Here is a 20870-nt window from a genome sequence, read left to right on the forward strand (position 1 = left end):
GAATTTAGGATTATTTTTTATGAATATTTTTCACATAATCGTCTTTATTTACTTGTCTCGCTCTGGCAATAGCAAGTGCTTTTCCAGGGACATCTTCCGTAACAGTTGAACCTGCCGCCACATAAGCGCCTTCTCCGACTGTGACAGGGGCAACCAAGTTGGAATTGCAGCCGATAAACGCGCCATCTTCAATTTTTGTCAAATACTTATTCTTTCCATCATAATTGACAGTAATTGAACCGCAGCCCAGGTTTACATCAGTGCCTACCTCAGCATCGCCGACATAGCTTAGATGAGATGCCTTGCTTCGGTCTCCGAATTGAGTCTTTTTAATTTCTACAAAATTCCCGATCTTCACTTCATTCCCGATGACAGAATCAGGTCTGATGTGAGCAAAAGGTCCTATGTTTACATCATTCCCCACTTTACTGTGATTGACTACCGATTGTTTAATCACAGTACGGCTGCCAATGGCACTATTCATAATCTCCGTATGAGGTCCAATAATCGTATCTTCTCCGATTTGCACCTCACCTTTAATCACAGTTCCAGGGTAAATCACAGTATCGCTTCCGATAACAGCGTCAGGAGAAATATACGTATTCATCGGGTCAATCAACGTCACGCCATTTTGCATATGCCGTTTATTAATACGCTCTTTCATAAATTGTTCTGCCTGAGAAAGAGCAACTCTATCATTAACTCCGAGCGTTTCTTGGAAATTACCAGTCTGGTAAGCGGCAACAGTTTCGCCTTCATTTTTAAGAATCTCTATGACATCCGGCAAATAATACTCGCCTTGGGCATTATCATTAGACACCTGATCAATAGCCCGAAATAGCGCTTCATTGTCAAAACAATACGTACCGGTATTGATCTCAGTTACAAGACGTTCCTCTTCAGAGGCGTCCTTATGCTCAACGATTTTTTGAACCGCTCCGTTTTCGCTGCGAATAATGCGGCCGTATCCGGTTGGATCTTCTGCAACCGCAGTTAAAATCGTAGCTTTCGCTTCTCTTTGTGTATGTTCTTTCAGCATCTGTTCCATCGTCTCTGCTGTCAAAAGCGGCGTATCTCCGCAAATGACAATCGTGACGCCTTTTTCGTCAGCAAGAAATGGCTGTGCCTGTTTTACAGCATGAGCAGTGCCAAGCTGTTCTGCTTGAAGCGCGTACTCGCTTTTATCACCAAGCTGCTTTTTCACTTCTTCCGCACCATGTCCGACAATCGTGACAAGCTTCGATAAAGATAATTTTAAGGCTTCGTCCACGACGTGCTCTACCATAGGCTTACCGCAAACTGGATGAAGGACTTTATAAAGCTTCGATTTCATTCTCGTTCCTTGTCCAGCCGCTAAAACAACTGCAAACCGCTTATCCATTTATTGGCCTCCAATATCCCTTTTATCCATAGAAAAATATATCCTAAATATCTTCTGATTTCAAGGAGACTTCATGAAGTGCAAGAATTTTCTATTGAGTGCAACTAAGTTTGAAAAATCAGAATTAAAAAAGGACCGCCGGCAAAAGGCTTATGTCAGCCCTTTCAGCAGTCCTTGCTTTTTGGTTATTTTTTAAGAAGCTCCAGCTTCTTCGAATTCTAATGCTTCAGTGTCACCCAGACGATGATACTCATTTAACACGGCATCTTGAATCTTTCCTCGCGTGCTTGAATTAATAGGATGAGCAATATCGCGGAACTCTCCATCAGGGGTGCGTTTACTCGGCATCGCAACGAAAAGACCATTGTTTCCATCAATCACACGAATATCATGTACAACAAATTCGTGATCCAGCGTGATGGATGCAATCGCTCTCATGCGACCATCGGTATTCACGCGGCGTAATCTTACGTCAGTAACTTCCACAGTAGTTCACCACCTTTTCCCTATATAAAAGCATTAGTGTATCAATTCCACGATTTTTTCTGAAATCCTGCTCGTTTTTAAAATATTTTTTGAAAAAATAGGATATAGTTACACAATTAGGTCATAAAGCTTTCATTTCGGGCATAAGGTAAATAAAAAAGTGATCCCGGGCTCTCCCAGAATCACTTTTCTTATTATTTCACCAGTGCAATAACTTCAATCTCGACTAACGCATCCTTCGGGAGTCTCGCGACTTCAACACAAGATCTCGCCGGTTTGTGAGTGTCAAAGTATTGTCCGTACACTTCGTTTACTTCCGCAAACTGTTCCATATCCGCGATAAATACAGTTGCTTTTACAACTGTTTCAAAAGAAGCACCCGCTTCTTCCAGAACCGCCTTTAAATTGCTGAATACTTGATGAGTCTGCTCCTTAATATCGCCGTTCACCATTTCGCCTGAAGGAGTCAAAGGGATTTGACCTGAGCTGTAAAACATATTGTTGACGATAATCCCTTGTGAGTAAGGCCCGATTGCCGCTGGGGCATGTTTTGTGTGGACTGCTTTTGTCATGATTCTGTCTCTCCATTCTTTAAAAGATTGTCTTTAAAAAAACGCAGAAAATTGCCATTCTGAATTTCAATGGACTTCTCTTTCATGTTGATGGTTGAAAGAGTAAGAAGTGACATATATTCATCAACAAGACGTTCATCTACTCCTTCGGCTTCAACTAAGACGCCGATTCCCGCCACATTTGCGTTAAACTCATCCAACAGGTTAATCATACCATTAATTGTGCCGCCTGCTTTCATAAAGTCATCAATAATGAGTACGTTTGAACCCGTTTTCATGCTTCTTTTCGCAAGTGACATTGTTTGAATGCGGTTTGAGGAGCCTGAAACGTAATTAATGCTGACTGTGGAGCCCTCTGTTACCTTATTGTCTTTACGAACGATCACAACAGGCACATTCAAATAGCTTGCAGCTGCGTACGCAAGAGGGATGCCTTTCGTGGCAACGGTCATGACAACATCAATTTCGCGCTCTGCAAACACGGAAGCAAACAGCTTCCCTACCTTGGAGAGTACAGATGGCTTTCCTAAGATATCCGTTAAATATACATAACCGCCCGGAAGGATACGCTCAGGATTTGCCAGCGACTGTCCAAGTGTCTGCACAAACTCTTCAGCTTCGGCCTGCTTCATTTTCGGAATATATTTAACGCCTCCGGCAGCTCCGGGAACAGTAAGCAAAGTACCGATCCCCTGCTGTTCAAAGGTTTGTTTAATAATTGTTAAATCTTCACTGATCGATGATTTTGCAGATTCATACCGCTCAGAGAAAAAGGTTAGCGGTATTAACTCGTGCGGATGGGTTAACAAATAATTTGTTAAGTCCACCAATCTGCCGCTGCGACGAAACTTCATGAACTTACCCCCAAAATCCGAATATTTTAAGATCAATATAACTTAACATACGGATTTAATCAAGAGCGTTCTGTTCGCCGATCATTCTCACCGCATAAACTTGATCGCAGAAGCCTCTTAACCCGTTATAAATTCTCTGCACCTTTGACTCATACTGAACCAGTCCAAACACTGTCGGGCCGCTCCCGCTCATTAACACGGCATCTGCACCAAAGCGTTTCATCTGGTTTTTGATCATCGCAACTTCAGGATGCATATCGAGCGTAACAGATTCAAGCACATTGCCTAAACGGCTGCACATTTTCTGAAAACTCTTTTCTTCTATCGCCTCGATCATGCCTTGTACATCAGGATGCTCTATACCATCCAGTTTCAGCGCTCTGTACACTTCAGCAGTTGAAACACCGATTGTCGGCTTCGCTAAAATGACCCAGCAGTGCGGAGGCGTGCTGATATGTTTAATTTTCTCGCCGCGCCCTGTTGCTAATGCAGTTCCGCCATAGACACAAAATGAAACGTCAGAGCCAATTTCCGCTCCAAGCTCAGCAAGCGTTTCCGCGGACAGATTTAAATTCCACAGTCTGTTCAGCCCTCTGAGCGTCGCCGCCGCATCACTGCTTCCGCCGGCAAGACCGGCAGCCACCGGAATTACCTTCGTAATCATGATGGAAACTCCCTTTTTCACGTTGTATCTGTCCTTGATCAGCTTGGCAGCCTGATAAGCTAAGTTTCTTTGGTCATCAGGCACAAATCGGTTGTGGGAGGAAACCCTCACTTCATCCTCTGCAAGCTCCGTCAATTCAATTCGATCAGCTAAATCAATTGTCGTCATGATCATTTCGACTTCATGATAGCCATCCGGGCGTTTTCGGGTGACGTCAAGTGACAGATTGATCTTAGCTGGCGCTTTTTCTAAAATACGCATAGCTTTCACCTACTTCTCCATCTAAACATAAGTATGAACATTGTATCACATTTGAAGTACAGGATGAACATATCCATATTCAGCCCATTATGTATTTATATCCAAAATAAAAAAACCAGGGAACAGCACGTCCCCCGGGTCACATCCTTATCGGTTATTCTGATTCTGAGCCATTTGCTGTTCGGCGATTTCAATAGCACGCTTCACCATGTTACCGGCATCGCGAGCCCGAATTTCGCCCCAGCCGCCATTTTTTACTGTGTCATAAAAACCAAGGTCTTTAGCCAGCTCATATTTAAACTCATCTGACATAACTCCACGACGTCTGCCCAAACGAAACAACCCCTTTTTTAGAAGTGATAGCCATTCGTGCACGTCACGATAATATGTGACTGTTTTATCTTTTGTTAAATTAGATGGAACTTTCGTTAAAATTAATGGAAACAAAAAAGGGCAAAACAAAAAGCAGTAAACAAAAGGTTCACTGCCCGTTAAAATGCCACTGAGCTTGCGGCGTCATCATTAAATGTCAGCTCAACAGTCTCAGTCAAAATATCAGCATAACTGTATGAAACTCTTTCAAACGAGTTCTCGTCTTGATCTAGTTGTATCACAAAAACAGAAGGGTACGTCTCAGCTAAAATGCCCGAACGCTCAATCGTTTTTCGGCGGCCACCGTTTGCTTTTAACGTCAGCCTTTTACCTAAATTCCCATCAAGCGATCTTTTAATATCGGACAACGTCTTCGCCATTGCATCCACCTCACTACATTTATTGTACAACACGAGCCCATTTTTGTCAAATAAAATTTAAATTATATCAACGTTAACAAGACGTTGTCAATAAAATTATTTTGACAAAATTCTATGATTCCTCAATTATGTTCCGCAAGTTTCGGTAAATTATGTATCATTATGTAAAATAAAAAACCCGCATAGCTCTCCTATGCAGGTTTTCAACTGTTAATTGGACTTATAAGGCATACCAATTCTCAGAACTCCTCTTGTTTCAATACCTCCAAGCCCTTTCTCTCTTGTCAGCGTATTACGGAGCACTTCCCATACATTAATCCGTTCCATAAACGGCGTAAAGCTGATCTTCGCGACGATATATACCGGATCAAGCGCATGAATATTGACTCTTGACGGTGAACTCGCAAAATTCGCACCCGCTCTGATGAGTGATTCAAAATGGGATTGGCAGGCCCCCGCAAAAATAACAAGCTGATCTAAGTGAGGGATCTTTTTTCGGGCTGTTTGAACTGTTTCAACAAAGTGCTTAGAATGTCTGTACGCATTCAAATCATCAATACCGCCCTTTTGCTTCGAATACGCATCATGCCCTGTGATCACCAGGATATCAGGTCGATATTTGTCGAGCAATTCTTCAATAGAAGCAGACATTTTCTTTTCATGGCAATGGATGCCATAGACCGGCACTCCAATTTTTTTATAGACATTCAGGCATTTTTTCAGATATGCTTCGTCACCATCCAGATGAAGCACTTTGCCCGGCATATGGAAATAATGCTCCTGATGCTGATATTGGCTTGTCGCATAGTACTCCTGCTTTTCTCTGAGCAGTTTATAATCCTGGCGGAGTAATTCGAGCGACTCATTCATTCTGCTCTCATCTTTCTTTTTCCGCATCATCTGCTCATCTTTTTTCACTGCTACCAGATCAGAAAAATCCGAATCAGCAATCAGCCTGACTTCATCTCCATGCAAAATGGCAATTGAATTTCCTTTGCTTGTTTGCTCTATTCTTATAATTCGAAACAAAACATCCATCTGATAGGATTTTCTGGCTACCATATCCCCTATTTGAAATTGCACGTTCCTCACTCCACACATAGACTAAGCCTCATCATGAAAGAAAGAGCCTTGAGAAAGCGCCTTTTTTCGCTGAGTCCAAGTTTTTCTTATCATTGAATGAAAGGTCCTTCTCTAGCCTATGTAGCGGCAGTCCATGTGGTGCGCAAAACAAAAAGCCCTTTTAGAAAAGGGCTTTATACAATCCGTTAGACAGCGCTGCGAATTCCTCAATAGACAGGGATTCACCTCGGCGCTTGCCGTCAATATTTGTTTCTTCGAGCACTTGTTCAATCGTTGATTTTTGCGCTTTTCCTTCAGGCAGATTGTTAACTAAGTTATTGAGCAGCGTTTTACGGCGCTGTGCAAAGCTTGCCTTGATGAGCTGAAAGAAAAAGGATTCGTTTTCCACGTCCACTGCCGGGCCGTCTCGGAGAATCAGCCGGATGACTGCGGAATCGACATTAGGCTGAGGAACAAATACGGTTTTCGGTACGATCATCACCGTTTTGGCTTCTGTATAAAACTGCACCGCGATTGAAAGCGAGCCGTACTCCTTAGATGAAGGATCAGCCGCCATGCGCTCAGCCACTTCTTTTTGCAGCATGACCACAATCCCTTTCAGCGGAAGATGTTCTTCAAGCAGTTTCATGATAATCGGTGTTGTTACGTAATAAGGAAGGTTGGCAACTACCATGATCTCATCACAATCTTGAAATTGTTCTTCAATGACTGATTTGACATCAGCCTTTAACACGTCCTGATGAATGACAGTGACATTGTCGTAAGGTGACAGTGTATCCTTCAGAATCGGCAATAATCGCTGATCAATCTCAAATGCCACGACCTTTTTCGCCCGCTTGGCAAGCTGTTCGGTTAAAGCCCCGATTCCCGGGCCGATTTCAATGACACCTGTTTTCTCCGTCACTTCTGCGTGATCGACAATTCTGTTTAAAATGTTCGTATCAATTAAGAAATTCTGTCCTAAGCTCTTTTTAAAAGAAAAACCATATTTCTTCAGTATCTCTTTCGTTCTAATCGGTGTCGCAATATCTTTATTCATTCTGTTCCTCCCGCATAACGGTATCGAGCGCACTCATAAAATCACTTTTTTTAATTTGAAACATTTGCAGCCGTTTTTGAAGTTGTTTGCCATTTGTATAGCCGATTTTCAACAGATCACCCAGTCGTTCCCGGCGGCGTTTGGCCGCAGGTCCGCCTATTAGTCCGGCATGAATCAAATCCTCAGCTGAAATGTCACTCGGCTGCGCTTCCATCTCCTCATGCACATTTTCTAAACATGCCCTAATGCTTTCAACCGATGCATGCTCCACACCAATTCCCCGCTTGTTTTTAGGTTTGGCAAGATGCTTTGGCAAAAATGCATGCTTACAGCCGGGTACAGCCTCTGAGATGGTTTTGCGAATCTTCTCTCCCGGAAAGTCCGGATCCGTTAAAATAATGACGCCTCTGGTCTTCTGGGCCAAACGGATTTGGTCAATCACATGATCATCGATGGCTGAACCATTTGTTTCAATTGTGTCTGCATCAACAGCCAATTTGATGCGGGCCGTATCGTCACGCCCCTCGACCACAATGATCTCTTTTATTTTCATTATTTCCTCCAAGACAAAATAAAAACTTTTGTATATTCATGAAACTTTTTCTTATGTCGAGCGTCTAATAAGCAGAAAATGCACTTTGTCTATTATAACGAAAAAAACAGAGGGCGCAAAACCCTCTGAATACATAAGTATATACTAATTTAAGATTTTAATTTTGACTGTTTTATTTCCCCATCGGTACGCCGATGATTTCTCTGGGAAAAAGACGTCTATCTTGTTCCCTTTAATCGCTGAACCGGTATCTGCAGCAATGGCATATCCATAGCCTTCCACGTGGACTTTGGAGCCTAGCGGAATGACATTTGGATCCACAGCGATGACTTTGGCATTCGGATTATTTTTTAAATTGACGCCTGTCGCTGTATGTCCTGAACAACCGCTGCAGCTTGCCGTATAAGCCGTAGATGATACAGTCATGACTTTGCCTGTTGATTCATTGCTGCGGGACACAACTGTTTTTGAATCGCCTGAAGCACTGACCGTTTCAACTTTTGGACTGGTTTGCTTTGTGCCGACAGCAATCACTTTATCTTTGCTTTGTTCAGCTGTTTCTTCTTTTACAAGCTCTCTGGACACTTCTTTACCGTTTTCTTTAACGACTTCGAAATGTTTTTTTAGCTTGCCTTCTTTTCCTTTTTGGACGACCTTTTCTTTCCCTTTTTCAAGAGAAGCGTCTTCTTGCTTTTTCACATCAAACGCAATCTTCTCTTCAACTACATCGGTGACCTTTTCGATACGAGTAATTGTAATATCAGCCTTTCCTTTCGTCAGCTTTGCATCTAACGCAGGCTTGATTTTATCTTCGTCTTTTATGTTCATCTTTTGCTGTTTTAAAAAGTCAGCGACCGTAGTCGAAGTCGTCCAGATCTTCTTTTGTTTCCCTGCATCATTCACAGTAACCTGAAATGCGGGCTCTATGTTAATCTTCATGTCTTTCGAAATATCTGTATCTATTGCGGGATCAATTTGATCTTGTTCTTTCACATCAACATCTTGTTCGTCCAGTAATGCACCGACCGTTTTTGCTGTTGACCATAACGTCTTTTCTTCCCCGTTTATTGTAAGCTTCACAGGTTTTGCAGCCTCATACACAACGTCCATGTCTGCTGTTATCTTTGTCTGTTTAGCAGGTGTGATCTTGTCTTCGTCTCTTGTCTTTATATCAAGCGTCTCCAAAAGATCACCGACTGTATTTGCATGTGTGCGTATATGTTTCTTTTTGCCATTGATAGAAACTGAGACTGATTGTTTCGTCAGCTCATGAGCCGCGTACGCAGTCCCGCTTCCTGCCAAAAGCAAACAAGCAGCAACCAGAATGACTTTGCTTTTGCTAAGCTTTACGGAAAACAGCTTTTTCATTTTTTGTGTGATGAAAAACGCCTCCTTCTCCTCGGAGAGATTATATAGAGTATCTAAAAGGCTGTCAACCCTCCCTTCTCTTTCTCCCAAAAGCTCAGTGTCCTCTTCATTATCCTGAAATACACTGAGAAACGGAAGAAAGACTTGTCGACAAACCTATCCTATGAGGAGAAGAAAGCATGTAGAACTTTTATAGAAAAACGCTGTAAGGGACAAGCTCTTACAAAACCCGCTAGCGTTTTTTGTCAGTTTATACGGAAAAGTCTTTTTGCATTTTCAGTCGTGATGGAAGCAATCTCTTCAAAGGTCATTTCTTTTAATTCGGCGATTTGTTCTGCCACATATTTCACATAGCTTGGCTCATTTCTTTTCCCACGGAAAGGATGCGGTGTGAGAAACGGGCAGTCCGTTTCAATCAGCAGCCGGTCATTGGGAATTTCCTTCACTACTTCCTTCGGTTTCTTCGCATTTTTAAATGTCACCGGTCCCCCAAATGATAAATAAAAATTCATTTTCATGCATTCTCTTGCCACTTCCGCACTTCCTGTAAAGCAGTGCATGATTCCGCCCACAGCTTCTGCGCCTTCCTCTTTTAAAATGGTCACGACATCCTCCGTTGCATCACGGTTATGAATGATAATAGGCAAATTGACCTCTTTCGCTAAGGCGATTTGTTTTCTAAACACCTCTTTTTGAATATCTTTAGGTGATTTATCCCAATGATAATCCAGTCCCATTTCCCCTATCGCTACCACTTTCTCATGAGCAGAAAGCTCTTTAATCCACGCTAAGTCTTCCTCTGTCATGTCAATAGCGTCAACAGGGTGCCAGCCAATGGCTGCATAAATAAAATCATATTCCTCAATCATTTCCATCGCACGGGTAATCGTCGGACGGTCAAAACCAACTACGACAATTCGTTCAACTTTTTCAGCTTTTGCCCGTTCAATAACCTCTTCAAGATCAGTATCATATTGTTCTGCATTTAAATGCGCGTGTGTATCAAACAACATAAGTGAAAAACTCCTTTCTTGTCGAAACACAAAAGGTGTTCGACGAATTGTTACACGTGAAACACCTTTTGTTTTATCATTATTTAATTCTTGTGCCTTTTGGTAACGACTGATCGATAGACACGACCTTTAAAACGCCGTCTGCTTCTCCTGCAAGGATCATACCTTGGGAAAGCTCTCCTCTGAGTTTAACCGGTTTTAGATTTGTTACACAAACGAGTTTTTTTCCAACAAGCTCTTCAGGCGTATAATGCTTCGCAATGCCGGATACCACTTGGCGCTTTTCAAAACCAAGATCAAGCTGCAGCTTCAATAAACGGTCTGCTTTTTTCACTGGCTCTGCCTCAATGACCTCAGCTACGCGAAGCTCTACATCCATGAATTGATCAATCGTAATTTCAGGTAAACGATCGACCTCTTGCGGCTCTTCTTCTTTTGTTTCTTCTTTCGCTGGTGCCGAACCTTGCATTTTCCCTTTGATGTAAGCAATTTCTTCTTCTGCCTCTAAACGAGGGAACAATGGCTCGCCTTTTTGTACTTTTGTATCTTTCAGCTGGCCGAAAGTTGTAATGCTGTCCCAAGCTTTTAAAGATTCATCAGTAATGCCCAGCTGCTCGAACATTTTTTCAGGTGTTTTTGTTAAGAATGGCTGAAGCAGTACCGCTGAAATACGCAATGATTCAGCGAGATGATACATAACTGATCGCAATTCTTCTTCTTTTGCCGGATCTTTCGCAAGCACCCATGGAGCTGTCTCATCAATGTATTTGTTTGTGCGGCTGATGAGCTGCCATAAAGTCGAAAGTGCTACCGAGAACTCCATATTTTCCATTGCTTTCTCATAAGCTTTCACTGTTTCTTCAGCAACCGAAGTAAGCGTTTGGTCAAATTCCGTAACAGCACCTTTGTAAGAACCGATTTGTCCGTCAAAATACTTATTAATCATCGCAACAGTACGATTCAATAGATTTCCTAAATCATTCGCTAAATCATAGTTGATTCGCTCAACAAATCCTTCCGGCGTAAATACACCGTCAGATCCGAACGGCACTTCGCGAAGCAGGTAATAGCGAAGCTCGTCTAAACCATAGCGTTCAATTAATGTAACCGGATCTACAACGTTTCCTTTTGATTTCGACATTTTTCCGTCTTTCATCAAAAGCCAGCCATGCGCGAATACCTGCTTCGGCAGCGGAAGATCCAGCGCCATCAGCATAATTGGCCAGTAAATAGTATGGAACCGTACAATCTCCTTACCGACTAAATGAACATCGGCAGGCCAATATTTTTGATAAAGCTCATCATTTTCTGTATCATAACCGAGTGCTGTTAAATAGTTAAATAGTGCGTCAATCCAAACATATACAACATGCTTTGGATTTTCCGGCACCTTCACGCCCCAATCAAAAGTGGTACGTGATACTGCCAAATCCTCAAGTCCAGGTTTGATAAAGTTATTAATCATTTCGTTTTTGCGTGATTCTGGCTGAATGAATGTCGGGTTTTCTTCATAGTATTTCAGAAGACGATCCGCGTATTTCCCCATGCGGAAGAAATAAGATTCCTCTTTGATCAATTCAACTGGGTGACCGCTGTCAGGGCTTTTTCCGCCGATGACCTCTCCCTTTTCATTCCGCTCAATATCAACGAGCTGAGTTTCCGTGTAGAACGTTTCATCAGGGATGCTGTACCAGCCTTCATACTCATCAAGATAGATGTCCCCGTTATCAAGAAGCTTTTGAAACACCTTTTCAATGACAACTTTATGCCGTTTTTCTGTCGTGCGGATAAAGTCGTCGTTTGAGATTTCAAGCTGCTTCCACAGTTTTTGAATATCTGCCGCTGCGCGATCCACATACTCCTGAGGTGTAATGTTTTCCTGTTCAGCTTTTTGCTGGATCTTTTGTCCATGCTCGTCCGTTCCCGTTAAATAGCGAACATCGAACCCTTTTAATCTTTTGTAACGTGCCATTGCATCTCCCGCGACTGTCGTATATGCATGGCCGATATGTAATTTTCCGCTCGGATAATAAATCGGTGTTGTAATGTAAAATGTATTGTTTTCTTGCGGCATCTTGAAACCTCCTAATCAGAATGTCAAAAAGCTCCCGCCCAAAGGACGAGAGCGGCGATAAGTGCAAATCATATATGAATATTATTTATATTTATCCTTTATCTATGATACCATCTTAGCCTTTAAGATCAAGAATATATACATACACCCTGAAAAAGAATAATTAAAATTAAAAATCTTTAATGAAAATAAAAAAAGTCTGTTCGTGTCGAATTTTGTCGTATATAATCAAATGAAATAAAAAACTTTGGTTCGAAAGTCTTGATTTAAAAGGATTTTTAGTAGGATAATAGCTTTATTAAATATTTATAAAATGCTGTTATTTCGGTAGTTTCTAAGACATTACTGACTATAAGAACTAATTCTTACAATCAATAGTAAACAAAATGATTGACGATTATTGGAAACCTTGTTATGCTATGAAGGTAAGGATTTTGTCGAATAATGACGAAGAAAAATATAATTTAAACAAATAAGTATCTCTTGGGAGGAGAATGTTTATGAAATCTACTGGTATTGTACGTAAAGTTGATGAATTAGGACGTGTAGTTATTCCTATCGAACTGCGTCGTACTCTTGGAATCGCAGAAAAAGATGCTCTTGAAATCTATGTTGATGATGAAAAAATCATCCTTAAAAAATATAAACCAAACATGACTTGCCAAGTAACTGGTGAAGTTTCTGATGATAACCTTAAACTTGCAGGCGGTAAATTGGTTCTTAGTAAAGAAGGCGCTGAGCAAATCATCAGCGAAATCCAAAACCAGCTTCAAAACCTTAAATAATCATTTCTTGTACAAAAAACGTTCTTGTTATGACACAAGAACGTTTTTTTATTGCTTAATATGGTAAGCATCGTACACTTCACGCTTTGGTACATTGCGATCGACTGCTGCTTTTTTAATGGCTTCCTTAGACGTAGCGCCTTTCGAGATGTAATGCTCGACATGTTCTTTCGCAGTGAGGGTTTCCCACCATTGTTCTTCCTCATCTGCCTCTTCATTATTACTTCCTTCTACGACAAGACAAAACTCGCCGCGTATCTGATCCTCGTTTGCCCATCCAATGACCTCAGATATCGTTCCTCGGATAAACTCTTCATATTTCTTAGTGAGTTCACGCGTTACAGCAATTTCCCGATCTCCTAATATCTCTGCCATCGCTGACAATGTTTCCTTCAATCTGTGAGGCGCTTCATAAAAAATGATCGTTTCGCGCCGTTTTTTAAGGGCTTCAAGCTCCTTCTTCTTTTCTTTTTTCTGTCTGTTGAGAAAACCGTAAAAGAAAAAAGGCTGCGGTACAATACCTGAAGCAATAAGAGCTGTTAATGCAGCATTTGCCCCCGGCAACGGAACAACATAACCGCCTATATCCGTAAAGTCCTTTACAATTTCCGCTCCGGGATCAGAAATCGTCGGCAGACCGGCATCACTGACAAGAGCAATGTTTTTTCCCGATTTCAGCCATTCAATAATTTTGTGCCCACTGCTTTCTTTATTGTGTTCGTGATAGCTGACGAGCGGTGTTTCAATTTCATATACATGACAAAGCTTTTTCGTTTGCCTCGTATCTTCCGCAGCAATCGCATCCACTGATTTCAGCGTGTCGATCGCCCGGAATGTCATGTCCTCTAGATTTCCGATTGGGGTTGGGACCAAGTAAAGAATTCCCATGTCCGACTTTCCATTAAAGCTCATTTGGCGCCTTAACATATACAGCCTCCTTGGTGTTCCGCTTTTCTTCTATATAAAGCTCTTTTTTCTTTCGAGTTAGTTTTTTGAAATAATATTCCGCCTGCATAGCTTCCCGCTTTGTTGAAAAGCTCTCGGCAAAAATTAATTCAACCGGACGTCTTACTTTTGTGTACTTTGCGCCCTTACCATCATTGTGTGTTTTCACTCGTTTATGCAGATCGTTGGTATACCCGGCATACCAGCTATTGTCCTTACATTTCACGACGTAGAAGAAATGGTTATTTGTCTCCATATAAAATGGTCCTGATTTCTTTTGTATATTCATTTTGTTCATCATAAACGAATAAAGGAGGAAGAATTTTTAAATCCGGGCGCCCGCCTTTGATACCTTCAACCAAAATGGTATTGGCTTCTTTCCCTTGCTTCGGATAGACAAATTGTACACGTTTTGGCTCGATTTGATAAGCCTTCATCAGTTCAAAAATCTCTAGAAGCCTTCCCGGCCGGTGAACAAGAGCTGCTTTTCCCCCTTGCTTGAGCAGCTTGCTGCTGACTGAAATGACATCCTCCAGTGTGCAGTGGATTTCATGTCTTGCGATTCGGAGATGCTCGTTCATGTTTTGTTCAGTTTGTTTCGGCGTTTTAAAATACGGCGGATTGCAGGTGACAACATCATATCGATTATGTCCAAGTTTCTCCGGCATGTTTTTCAGGTCATCATGTATGATCTGGATCTGATCGTCCAACTTATTATACTCCACGCTGCGAACAGCCATATCATGCAGCCTTTCTTGAATTTCGACTCCCAGAATGTCTGCTTTTGATCTTGTACTGAGCAGCAGCGGCACAATACCATTGCCGGTGCATAAATCAACAATTTTCCCTTTTTGAATCGGAACGTACGCAAATTTGGACAGAAGCACAGCGTCCAACGAAAAAGCAAACACTGTTGGGCTTTGTATGATTTTCATGTCCTCTGCCAGCAAATAATCTAATCTTTCATCATCATGTAATGAAACCATCTTCTTATCCTTTCAGTACCTTTGAAAAAGGCTCCCGTCTTATGCGGAAGCCTTTTCCCTATTTTTTATTTAAGAATGACAGACAGAAAAGACAATCTTCTTTTCGAACACTACCATAGTGGACATTGCAGATATGAAATCCTTCTTGATACAGACGTGCCAGATTATCATATCCTTCCCCTATATCAGTTTGCTCTGTCTTCTGTGTTTTTGATTCTTTTTTATCAGCTTTGAACTTTTCAATCTGCTGCGTCGTATCGTCCAGCCGTTTGCGCAAATGCTTGTTTTCAAGCTGTAAATGATGATTTTCCTCAATCATCTCACCGATATGCTGCTTCAAATCCCCCAGCTGCCGGTACAGTGAGCCGATTTGTTCTTCTAAGTTAATGACTGTATCAAATAACTCTTTTTTATCCAAGGTTCCACACCTCGTTAATCTGTGGTTTGTGCGGATACGACGCCCTCTTCCAAGAGCTCTTCCCAAGTATATTCTATCACTTTTTCACGGTTTATCAGTTCCACCTGAAGCACCCGTTCCAGAATATTTAGTCCGACGACCTTCGCGGGACCGTTTGCTGTCGTAATCATTTCTCCTATATCCGGAAGCTGTTCTTTTGCCGTCTCATACTCATCGTTCTCATATTTTAGACAGCACATCAATCGTCCGCAAAGACCCGAAATCTTCGTAGGATTTAAAGACAAGTTCTGATCCTTGGCCATTTTAATGGAAACGGGTTCAAAATCTCCAAGGAACGTTGAACAGCAAAGCATTCTTCCGCAAGGACCGATTCCTCCGAGCATTTTTGCCTCATCCCTTACTCCTATTTGGCGCAGCTCAATCCTTGTCTTAAAGATAGATGCCAAATCCTTTACAAGCTCTCTGAAGTCGACTCGGCCGTCAGCAGTGAAGTAAAAAATGACTTTATTGCGATCAAACGTGAATTCAACATCGACCAGCTTCATATCCAAGCCATGCTCAATCACTTTCTTTTGGCAGATATCAAATGCTGATAGTGCTTCCTGTTTATTTTCTTCTACAATGAGAAGATCGCGCTCGTCAGCCACACGTATCACTTTTCGAAGGGGAAGCACCACATCATGCTCATCCACCTGTTTATTTGCAATTACGACCTGGCCGTACTCAACGCCTCTGACAGTTTCTACAATTACGCAGCTGTCATGTTCTATATGAAATCCATTCGGATCAAAATAATATATTTTACCCGCTTTCTTAAAGCGGACACCAATTACATTGTACAAGCTTATCCCTCCTGCAACATTAACACCAAGTGCTCCATTAATCCTTGTACATTCACATTGGAATGAAGCCGTTTCTTTGCTTCTAAAACAGCAAGTATCTGATTCGTAACGCTTTGTTGTGTTGATTGTAGCGCATGCTGTTTTATTGATTGGAATAAGTCTTGATAAATCAATTTATCTTCATTTCCTATTTGGATGGACAACACATCACGATATATCAATAAGAGCATATCAAGACCCATTTCTTGATGGGTTTTTTCTTTGAAAAAGGGCATCCATTGATCTTGAATAAAGAAAAAAGCATGTCCTTTCCGCTGGTGTAGGACTTCATACAATTTTATCACTTTCGCTCTAGACTCTGCAAACTCATCATTTCGACTTAATTCGACTGCTTCTGCTACATTATTGGTCATGTTGGCCAGAAGCCTTGCCATATGAAGCGAGACGTCCTGTTCAATCAGTCTGTCTTCAATTGCTTTCGGCTGCAAAGGCTGAAAAGGAAGGGTTTGGCATCTTGAAATGATGGTATCCAATAACCTTTGGGGCTGCTCAGTGATGAGGACGGCCATTGTGTCTTTGTTCGGTTCTTCTAAAAATTTCAGCAGGCTGTTCGCCGCATTTGCTGTCATTTGATCTGCGTGCGAAATAATATACAGCTTTTTATGCGATTCAAGTCCTGTCTTAGAAAACTCTTCTTGGAGCGCTTGAATTTGCGCCTTTTTGATTGATAAGCCATCAGGCTGAACAAGATGGAGATCAGGATGGTTCCCTGACTCTATCCGTTTACAGTTTCGGCAGCTCTCACAAGGCTCCGCGCCATCCTCCAGACAAAAGAAGCTTTTTGCAAGAAGCAGCGCGGCATCAAGCTTGCCTGTTCCTTTTTTCCCCTCAAACAAATAAGCGTGTGATAGTCTGTCCTTCTCAATACTATTATATAAAAGCTTCATCACTCTGGGCTGAAGCTCGTTCATTTCCTTCCAGGATATTGCCATTGTATCACTCTCTATGTGTAAAGGTTAATTAATAAACCTTTTATTTCGCCAATACGCTCCAGCAAATCAATTGCCGGTTTTTCCTGATCCATCATCTCTTCCGTAAGCTGTATCAATTTGTCATCTATTTCTTTCACAAGTCCCAGCGTTCTGCTGTTCCCGTAAAGGTCAAAGCTTTTCGATGTTTCATGTGAAAGGCCGCTGTCCACAGCTTCTTTGACAAAACGTTTCACAAGTCCTTTAAATCTCGCTAAGTCTTTAAAATTCCGAGATTTCGTTAGCCTTTTTCCGAATGCCTCTATATCAGATAACAGCCTGGTAAGCTGATCTAGCTTCATTTTACTGCTTTGGTTTTCCATTGATGTTTTAAACGATGCTGTGATCTCAGATGTTTTCACAGAGGGAAGCTGCTTATTATCTATAAATGTACGTATATCTTTATTAATTTTCACAGTTTCAAATCCTTAAAATTGATGAAATTCATCGACTGGAAGGACAAATACTGTCGCTCCGCCAACTTCAACTTCGACTGGATAAGGGACATAGGAATCAGCATTTCCGCCCATTGGAGATACAGGGGCAATCATCTGATCACGTTTCTGCCCGTTTTCTTTAATGAGACTCAACGCTTTATTGACGCGTATATCCTCGACACCGATCATAAACGTTGTATTGCCTGATTTAAGAAATCCTCCTGTCGTCGCAAGCTTTGTGACTCTGAAGTTGTGATCCGTTAAGGTTTTCAAAAGTCTGTTGCTGTCCTGATCTTGTACAACTGCCACTATCAATTTCATCTGTGAAGGCCTCCTTTAGATTGGAAACAACGCGATCTCGTTTACATTATTATATCAACTATTGGGAAACAGGTCACAATTGAATTTTTTTTAACGCTTCATCGATCACCTTTAGAACATCCTGAACGACGAGGTCTTTGGATTGCCCGGCATCAACTGAATGAAATCTTTCCGGAAATCGCTTCATCAGCTCTTGATAACCTTCTTGTACTTTTGTATGAAAGTCCAGTTTTTCTAAATCGAGCCTGTTTTTCTCCCGTGAGCCATTTGCGTAAATACGCTTCAGTCCTTCTTCCGGATCAATTGAAAAATAAACCGTTACATGGGGCATCATATCTCCAATGGCAAATTCATTAATGGACAGAACCTCATCAATTCCAAGTCCTCTTGCATATCCTTGATAAGCAAGAGAACTGTCTATGAATCTGTCGCAAAGAACGATAAACCCCTGTTCTAAAGCAGGTTTTACTTTTTCAACTAAATGCTGGCGTCTTGCAGCCGCATATAAGAGAGCTTCTGTTTTTGGGTCCATTAATATGTTGTTCTCATTCAGAATAACCTCTCGAATTTGTTCTGCAATATCTATTCCGCCTGGCTCTCGAGTTGCCATAACCTGAAGGCCTTCTGCTGTCAGTATGTTTTTGATTTCCTGCAGAACAGTCGTTTTTCCCGCACCTTCAGGACCTTCGAATGTAATAAATAAACCGCTCATGATTTCTCCTCTTCTATATAAACAAGTAGTTGTTTCTCTTTGATTTTCATATTCCCTTGAACATGCGTTTTCATGCTGATCAAGCGGCTGAGCTTTTGCACACTTTCTTTTGTTATTCTTTCTCCCGCCATAATCATCGGGATACCCGGAGGATAAGGGATGATATCTTCTGCATTCAGCCGGCCAGCTGCTTCCTCAAAGTCCACATATTCTTTCTTAAGCGAATGTAAGACCTTTTTTGGATAAGGCAAGACAGTAACAGGCTGCACTCCCCATTCTGCAGAAACAAACGTCTGATCCGGAGGCGTTTTCTCAATCTCTTCATCAATGCTTCTAATGGTTTCAGCATTTATTCTCCGTTTTCCTCCCAATGGGAGAACGAGCAGTACTTGATTTTCATCAGCAAGCTCAGTGAATAGGTTGGCACGCTCTAATATGCTTTGCAGCGTATAGCCAGAATGCCCGCGTTTTGAACGAATTGTGAGCTTTAGCGGATCCGTGATGATCAGTGGATTAGCAGGGTTAACAGCTTCTGCATTTGTAAGTGAATCAAACGTTTGTTTAAGTGTTTGTATCCGCTGCAGAATGTCAGAAAGCTTTTGTTCTTCTATAATATGCTGTACATAAGCGCGGGCAATATCTAACGAAGCCATAATCGGATAAGACGGGCTGCTGCTTTGTAATCGGTTTAAATACTCTGCCACCCGATCCCTGTTAATCCTGCAGCTGCTGTTGAGATGCAAATAAGAACCCATCGTCATGGCAGGCAACGTTTTGTGGGCCGACTGAACAACAATATCTGCCCCCATTTTTAAAGCTGAGACCGGAAAAGGCTCACCTAAAATAAAATGTGCGCCATGCGCTTCATCGACCAAAACAGGTATCCCGTAATGATGGGCTTCAGTAATGATCTCAGTCAAATCAGCACTATGTCCGTAATATGTCGGATTGGTCAGTACCAAGCCTTTCGCATCTGGATATGCTGCCAGGGCCTCTTTAATTGTTCCAAGCGGAACATGCGTAGGCACATGCATCGCTGAATCAACGTCAGGTGCAAGATAAACCGGATCAGCACCGGCCAAATCAACAGCATGGAATACAGATTTATGACAGTTTCTTTGAACCAGAATTGTATCACCAGGTTCACAAACAGATAAAATCATCGCTAAGTTTCCGACAGTCGTACCATTTACCAGAAAAAAACTTTCCGCCGATCCATATAATTGACTGGCAAGCTCCTGAGCTTCCTTAATCACCCCGGAAGGATGATGGAGATCATCCAGTCCTGCCAGTTCAGTTACATCAATGGTGAGAAGCGGATCGAATATTGACTTAGCGTCATCAAAAAAGACATCTCCATTGTGATGTCCCGGAACATGAAATGAATGAGAATTTCTTCTCGCATGTTGAATTAATGCTTTATATAAAGGTGTGTTCATGAAAACAATCCTTTGAATGTGTCTTCTTACACCTTATTATATCGTGCCTCTGAGAGAACTTAAAGCCAGACTTACTGGTAACTATCTTTCCTTTATTGTAAGCAGCTTTTGCTTCAGGTCGCCTTCCATCATCATAAGCTCTTCTTCTGCCTGACGGCGTTTGATTCGTCCTTCTTCTTGTATAGTCAGTGTTTCTTCAAGCGTGCTTATTAAGCTTTCCTGCACCTTCTTCAGGGTATCTATATCAACAAGACCTCTTTCATTTGCCCGTGCAGTTTCAATTGTATTGGTTTTTAAAAGCTCCGCATTTTTCAGCAAAAGCTCATTGGTTGTATCAGATACTTTCTGTTGTGCATCCACTGCATTGCGCTGCCTTAAAAGCGTCAGTGCAATGGCAACTTGATTTTTCCATAGCGGAATCGCTGTCACAATGGATGACTGGATCTTTTCAGCTAACGCTTGGTTTGTATTTTGAATCAGCCTGATTTGCGGCGCACTTTGGATTGTAATTTGCCTGCTCAGCAGCAAATCGTGCACCCTTTTATCTAACCGATCAGCAAATTGAATCAAATCATTTACTTCTTGAACGGCCATTTGGTTATGATCACTCGATTCAGCCTGTTGCTTCAGTTCAGGAATCGTTTTTGTTTTTAATTCCTCCAGCTTCAGTTCTCCTGCAGCAATATAAACATTCAGCGCGGCAAAATATTCTTTATTTTTTTCATATAACTGCTCTAACAGCTTGTTGTCACTGATTAAAGCATTTTTAGAGTGCTCCAGCTTCAAGCTGATTCTGTCTATCTGCACACTGGTCTTTTGGTATTTAGACAGCACCTCTTGAAGAGAACTTGATACTC

General features: G+C 41.7%; 25 protein-coding genes (1 of these 25 cut by a window edge). 1 reads left to right on the forward strand and 24 read right to left on the reverse strand.

The annotated features are described in order from the left end of the window. Window positions 1-10: 10 nt before the first annotated feature. From glmU to metG, 13 genes are all read right to left on the reverse strand, one after another. Window positions 11-1381: a bifunctional UDP-N-acetylglucosamine diphosphorylase/glucosamine-1-phosphate N-acetyltransferase GlmU gene (glmU, locus tag ACQVGT_RS20425; protein WP_015382564.1), complete on the reverse strand. Its 1371-nt coding sequence runs from the start codon at window positions 1379-1381 to the stop codon at window positions 11-13. Between the two features lie 192 nt (window positions 1382-1573). Next, a complete protein-coding gene (gene spoVG, locus ACQVGT_RS20430; protein WP_003218346.1) occupies window positions 1574-1867 on the reverse strand; it encodes a septation regulator SpoVG in 294 nt (97 codons plus the stop codon). A 194-nt stretch (window positions 1868-2061) separates the two neighbouring features. Then, window positions 2062-2439 carry a 2-iminobutanoate/2-iminopropanoate deaminase gene (gene ridA / locus ACQVGT_RS20435; protein ID WP_003226738.1) on the reverse strand — a complete coding sequence of 126 codons (378 nt, stop codon included), beginning with the start codon at window positions 2437-2439 and terminating at the stop codon, window positions 2062-2064. Then, window positions 2436-3293, reverse strand: a complete 858-nt coding sequence (gene purR / locus ACQVGT_RS20440) for a pur operon repressor (RefSeq protein WP_003218342.1) — start codon at window positions 3291-3293, stop codon at window positions 2436-2438. The genes ridA and purR overlap by 4 nt, the downstream gene beginning before the upstream one ends. Before the next feature lie 55 nt (window positions 3294-3348). Next, window positions 3349-4218 (reverse strand): 4-(cytidine 5'-diphospho)-2-C-methyl-D-erythritol kinase, encoded by an 870-nt coding sequence (ispE, locus tag ACQVGT_RS20445; RefSeq protein ID WP_003226742.1) that lies wholly within the window; start codon window positions 4216-4218, stop codon window positions 3349-3351. Between the two features lie 147 nt (window positions 4219-4365). Next, complete coding sequence (locus ACQVGT_RS20450; protein WP_003218333.1) at window positions 4366-4551, reverse strand: small, acid-soluble spore protein, alpha/beta type; 186 nt, start codon at window positions 4549-4551, stop codon at window positions 4366-4368. 158 nt (window positions 4552-4709) lie between these two features. Continuing rightward, window positions 4710-4970 carry a biofilm formation stimulator Veg gene (gene veg / locus ACQVGT_RS20455; protein ID WP_003218330.1) on the reverse strand — a complete coding sequence of 87 codons (261 nt, stop codon included), beginning with the start codon at window positions 4968-4970 and terminating at the stop codon, window positions 4710-4712. Between the two features lie 210 nt (window positions 4971-5180). Next, a complete protein-coding gene (gene prtG / locus ACQVGT_RS20460; protein WP_015382563.1) occupies window positions 5181-6053 on the reverse strand; it encodes a sporulation-specific protease PrtG in 873 nt (290 codons plus the stop codon). Window positions 6054-6213: 160 nt separating this feature from the next. Further along, window positions 6214-7092 carry a 16S rRNA (adenine(1518)-N(6)/adenine(1519)-N(6))-dimethyltransferase RsmA gene (gene rsmA / locus ACQVGT_RS20465; RefSeq protein ID WP_014662482.1) on the reverse strand — a complete coding sequence of 293 codons (879 nt, stop codon included), beginning with the start codon at window positions 7090-7092 and terminating at the stop codon, window positions 6214-6216. Next, entirely contained in the window at window positions 7085-7645 is a 561-nt protein-coding gene (gene rnmV / locus ACQVGT_RS20470) for a ribonuclease M5 (RefSeq protein ID WP_015253010.1), read from the reverse strand. Before rnmV ends, rsmA begins: the two co-directional genes overlap by 8 nt. Window positions 7646-7789: 144 nt before the next feature. Next, window positions 7790-9103 carry a ubiquitin-like domain-containing protein gene (locus ACQVGT_RS20475; protein ID WP_015382562.1) on the reverse strand — a complete coding sequence of 438 codons (1314 nt, stop codon included), beginning with the start codon at window positions 9101-9103 and terminating at the stop codon, window positions 7790-7792. A gap of 155 nt (window positions 9104-9258) precedes the next feature. Continuing rightward, window positions 9259-10026 (reverse strand): TatD family hydrolase, encoded by a 768-nt coding sequence (locus ACQVGT_RS20480; protein ID WP_014475570.1) that lies wholly within the window; start codon window positions 10024-10026, stop codon window positions 9259-9261. Between the two features lie 79 nt (window positions 10027-10105). Beyond that, the gene (gene metG / locus ACQVGT_RS20485; protein ID WP_015382561.1) at window positions 10106-12100 is read right to left on the reverse strand and encodes a methionine--tRNA ligase; all 1995 of its coding nucleotides are present in this window, start codon (window positions 12098-12100) and stop codon (window positions 10106-10108) included. Between the two features lie 494 nt (window positions 12101-12594). On the opposite strand from metG, the gene abrB reads away from it, so the two are divergent. Next, window positions 12595-12885, forward strand: a complete 291-nt coding sequence (gene abrB, locus ACQVGT_RS20490; RefSeq protein WP_003226760.1) for a transition state genes transcriptional regulator AbrB — start codon at window positions 12595-12597, stop codon at window positions 12883-12885. A gap of 48 nt (window positions 12886-12933) precedes the next feature. On the opposite strand, the gene rsmI is transcribed toward abrB, so the two are convergent. The 11 genes from rsmI to ACQVGT_RS20545 all read right to left on the reverse strand — a co-directional run. Beyond that, complete coding sequence (gene rsmI / locus ACQVGT_RS20495) at window positions 12934-13812, reverse strand: 16S rRNA (cytidine(1402)-2'-O)-methyltransferase (RefSeq protein WP_041517603.1); 879 nt, start codon at window positions 13810-13812, stop codon at window positions 12934-12936. Further along, window positions 13787-14086: a GIY-YIG nuclease family protein gene (locus ACQVGT_RS20500; protein WP_014475567.1), complete on the reverse strand. Its 300-nt coding sequence runs from the start codon at window positions 14084-14086 to the stop codon at window positions 13787-13789. The genes rsmI and ACQVGT_RS20500 overlap by 26 nt, the downstream gene beginning before the upstream one ends. After that, window positions 14073-14816, reverse strand: coding sequence for a tRNA1(Val) (adenine(37)-N6)-methyltransferase (locus ACQVGT_RS20505; RefSeq protein WP_003244526.1), 744 nt, complete (start codon window positions 14814-14816; stop codon window positions 14073-14075). Before ACQVGT_RS20505 ends, ACQVGT_RS20500 begins: the two co-directional genes overlap by 14 nt. A 58-nt stretch (window positions 14817-14874) precedes the next feature. Further along, window positions 14875-15234, reverse strand: a complete 360-nt coding sequence (gene yabA / locus ACQVGT_RS20510; protein WP_003218308.1) for a DNA replication initiation control protein YabA — start codon at window positions 15232-15234, stop codon at window positions 14875-14877. A 14-nt stretch (window positions 15235-15248) separates the two neighbouring features. Continuing rightward, window positions 15249-16076, reverse strand: a complete 828-nt coding sequence (ricT, locus tag ACQVGT_RS20515) for a competence/sporulation regulator complex protein RicT (protein ID WP_003226767.1) — start codon at window positions 16074-16076, stop codon at window positions 15249-15251. A 2-nt stretch (window positions 16077-16078) separates the two neighbouring features. Further along, window positions 16079-17068 carry a DNA polymerase III subunit delta' gene (holB, locus tag ACQVGT_RS20520; RefSeq protein WP_015482689.1) on the reverse strand — a complete coding sequence of 330 codons (990 nt, stop codon included), beginning with the start codon at window positions 17066-17068 and terminating at the stop codon, window positions 16079-16081. Between the two features lie 11 nt (window positions 17069-17079). After that, window positions 17080-17520 (reverse strand): YaaR family protein, encoded by a 441-nt coding sequence (locus ACQVGT_RS20525; RefSeq protein WP_015382556.1) that lies wholly within the window; start codon window positions 17518-17520, stop codon window positions 17080-17082. A gap of 12 nt (window positions 17521-17532) precedes the next feature. Beyond that, window positions 17533-17862, reverse strand: a complete 330-nt coding sequence (gene darA / locus ACQVGT_RS20530) for a cyclic di-AMP receptor DarA (RefSeq protein ID WP_003242755.1) — start codon at window positions 17860-17862, stop codon at window positions 17533-17535. A gap of 73 nt (window positions 17863-17935) precedes the next feature. Then, window positions 17936-18574, reverse strand: a complete 639-nt coding sequence (gene tmk / locus ACQVGT_RS20535; RefSeq protein ID WP_003243137.1) for a dTMP kinase — start codon at window positions 18572-18574, stop codon at window positions 17936-17938. Next, on the reverse strand, window positions 18571-20013 hold the full coding sequence (locus ACQVGT_RS20540; RefSeq protein WP_046340193.1) for an aminotransferase class I/II-fold pyridoxal phosphate-dependent enzyme: 1443 nt from the start codon (window positions 20011-20013) through the stop codon (window positions 18571-18573). The genes tmk and ACQVGT_RS20540 overlap by 4 nt, the downstream gene beginning before the upstream one ends. An 81-nt stretch (window positions 20014-20094) precedes the next feature. Further along, on the reverse strand, window positions 20095-20870 hold the 3' portion of the coding sequence (locus ACQVGT_RS20545) for a toxic anion resistance protein (RefSeq protein WP_015382554.1). Its footprint extends 385 nt past the window's final position; 776 of the gene's 1161 nt are visible here — the last part of the coding sequence; its start codon lies beyond the right edge, outside the window; the stop codon is at window positions 20095-20097.

This window comes from Bacillus sp. SCT118 (genome assembly GCF_058566435.1).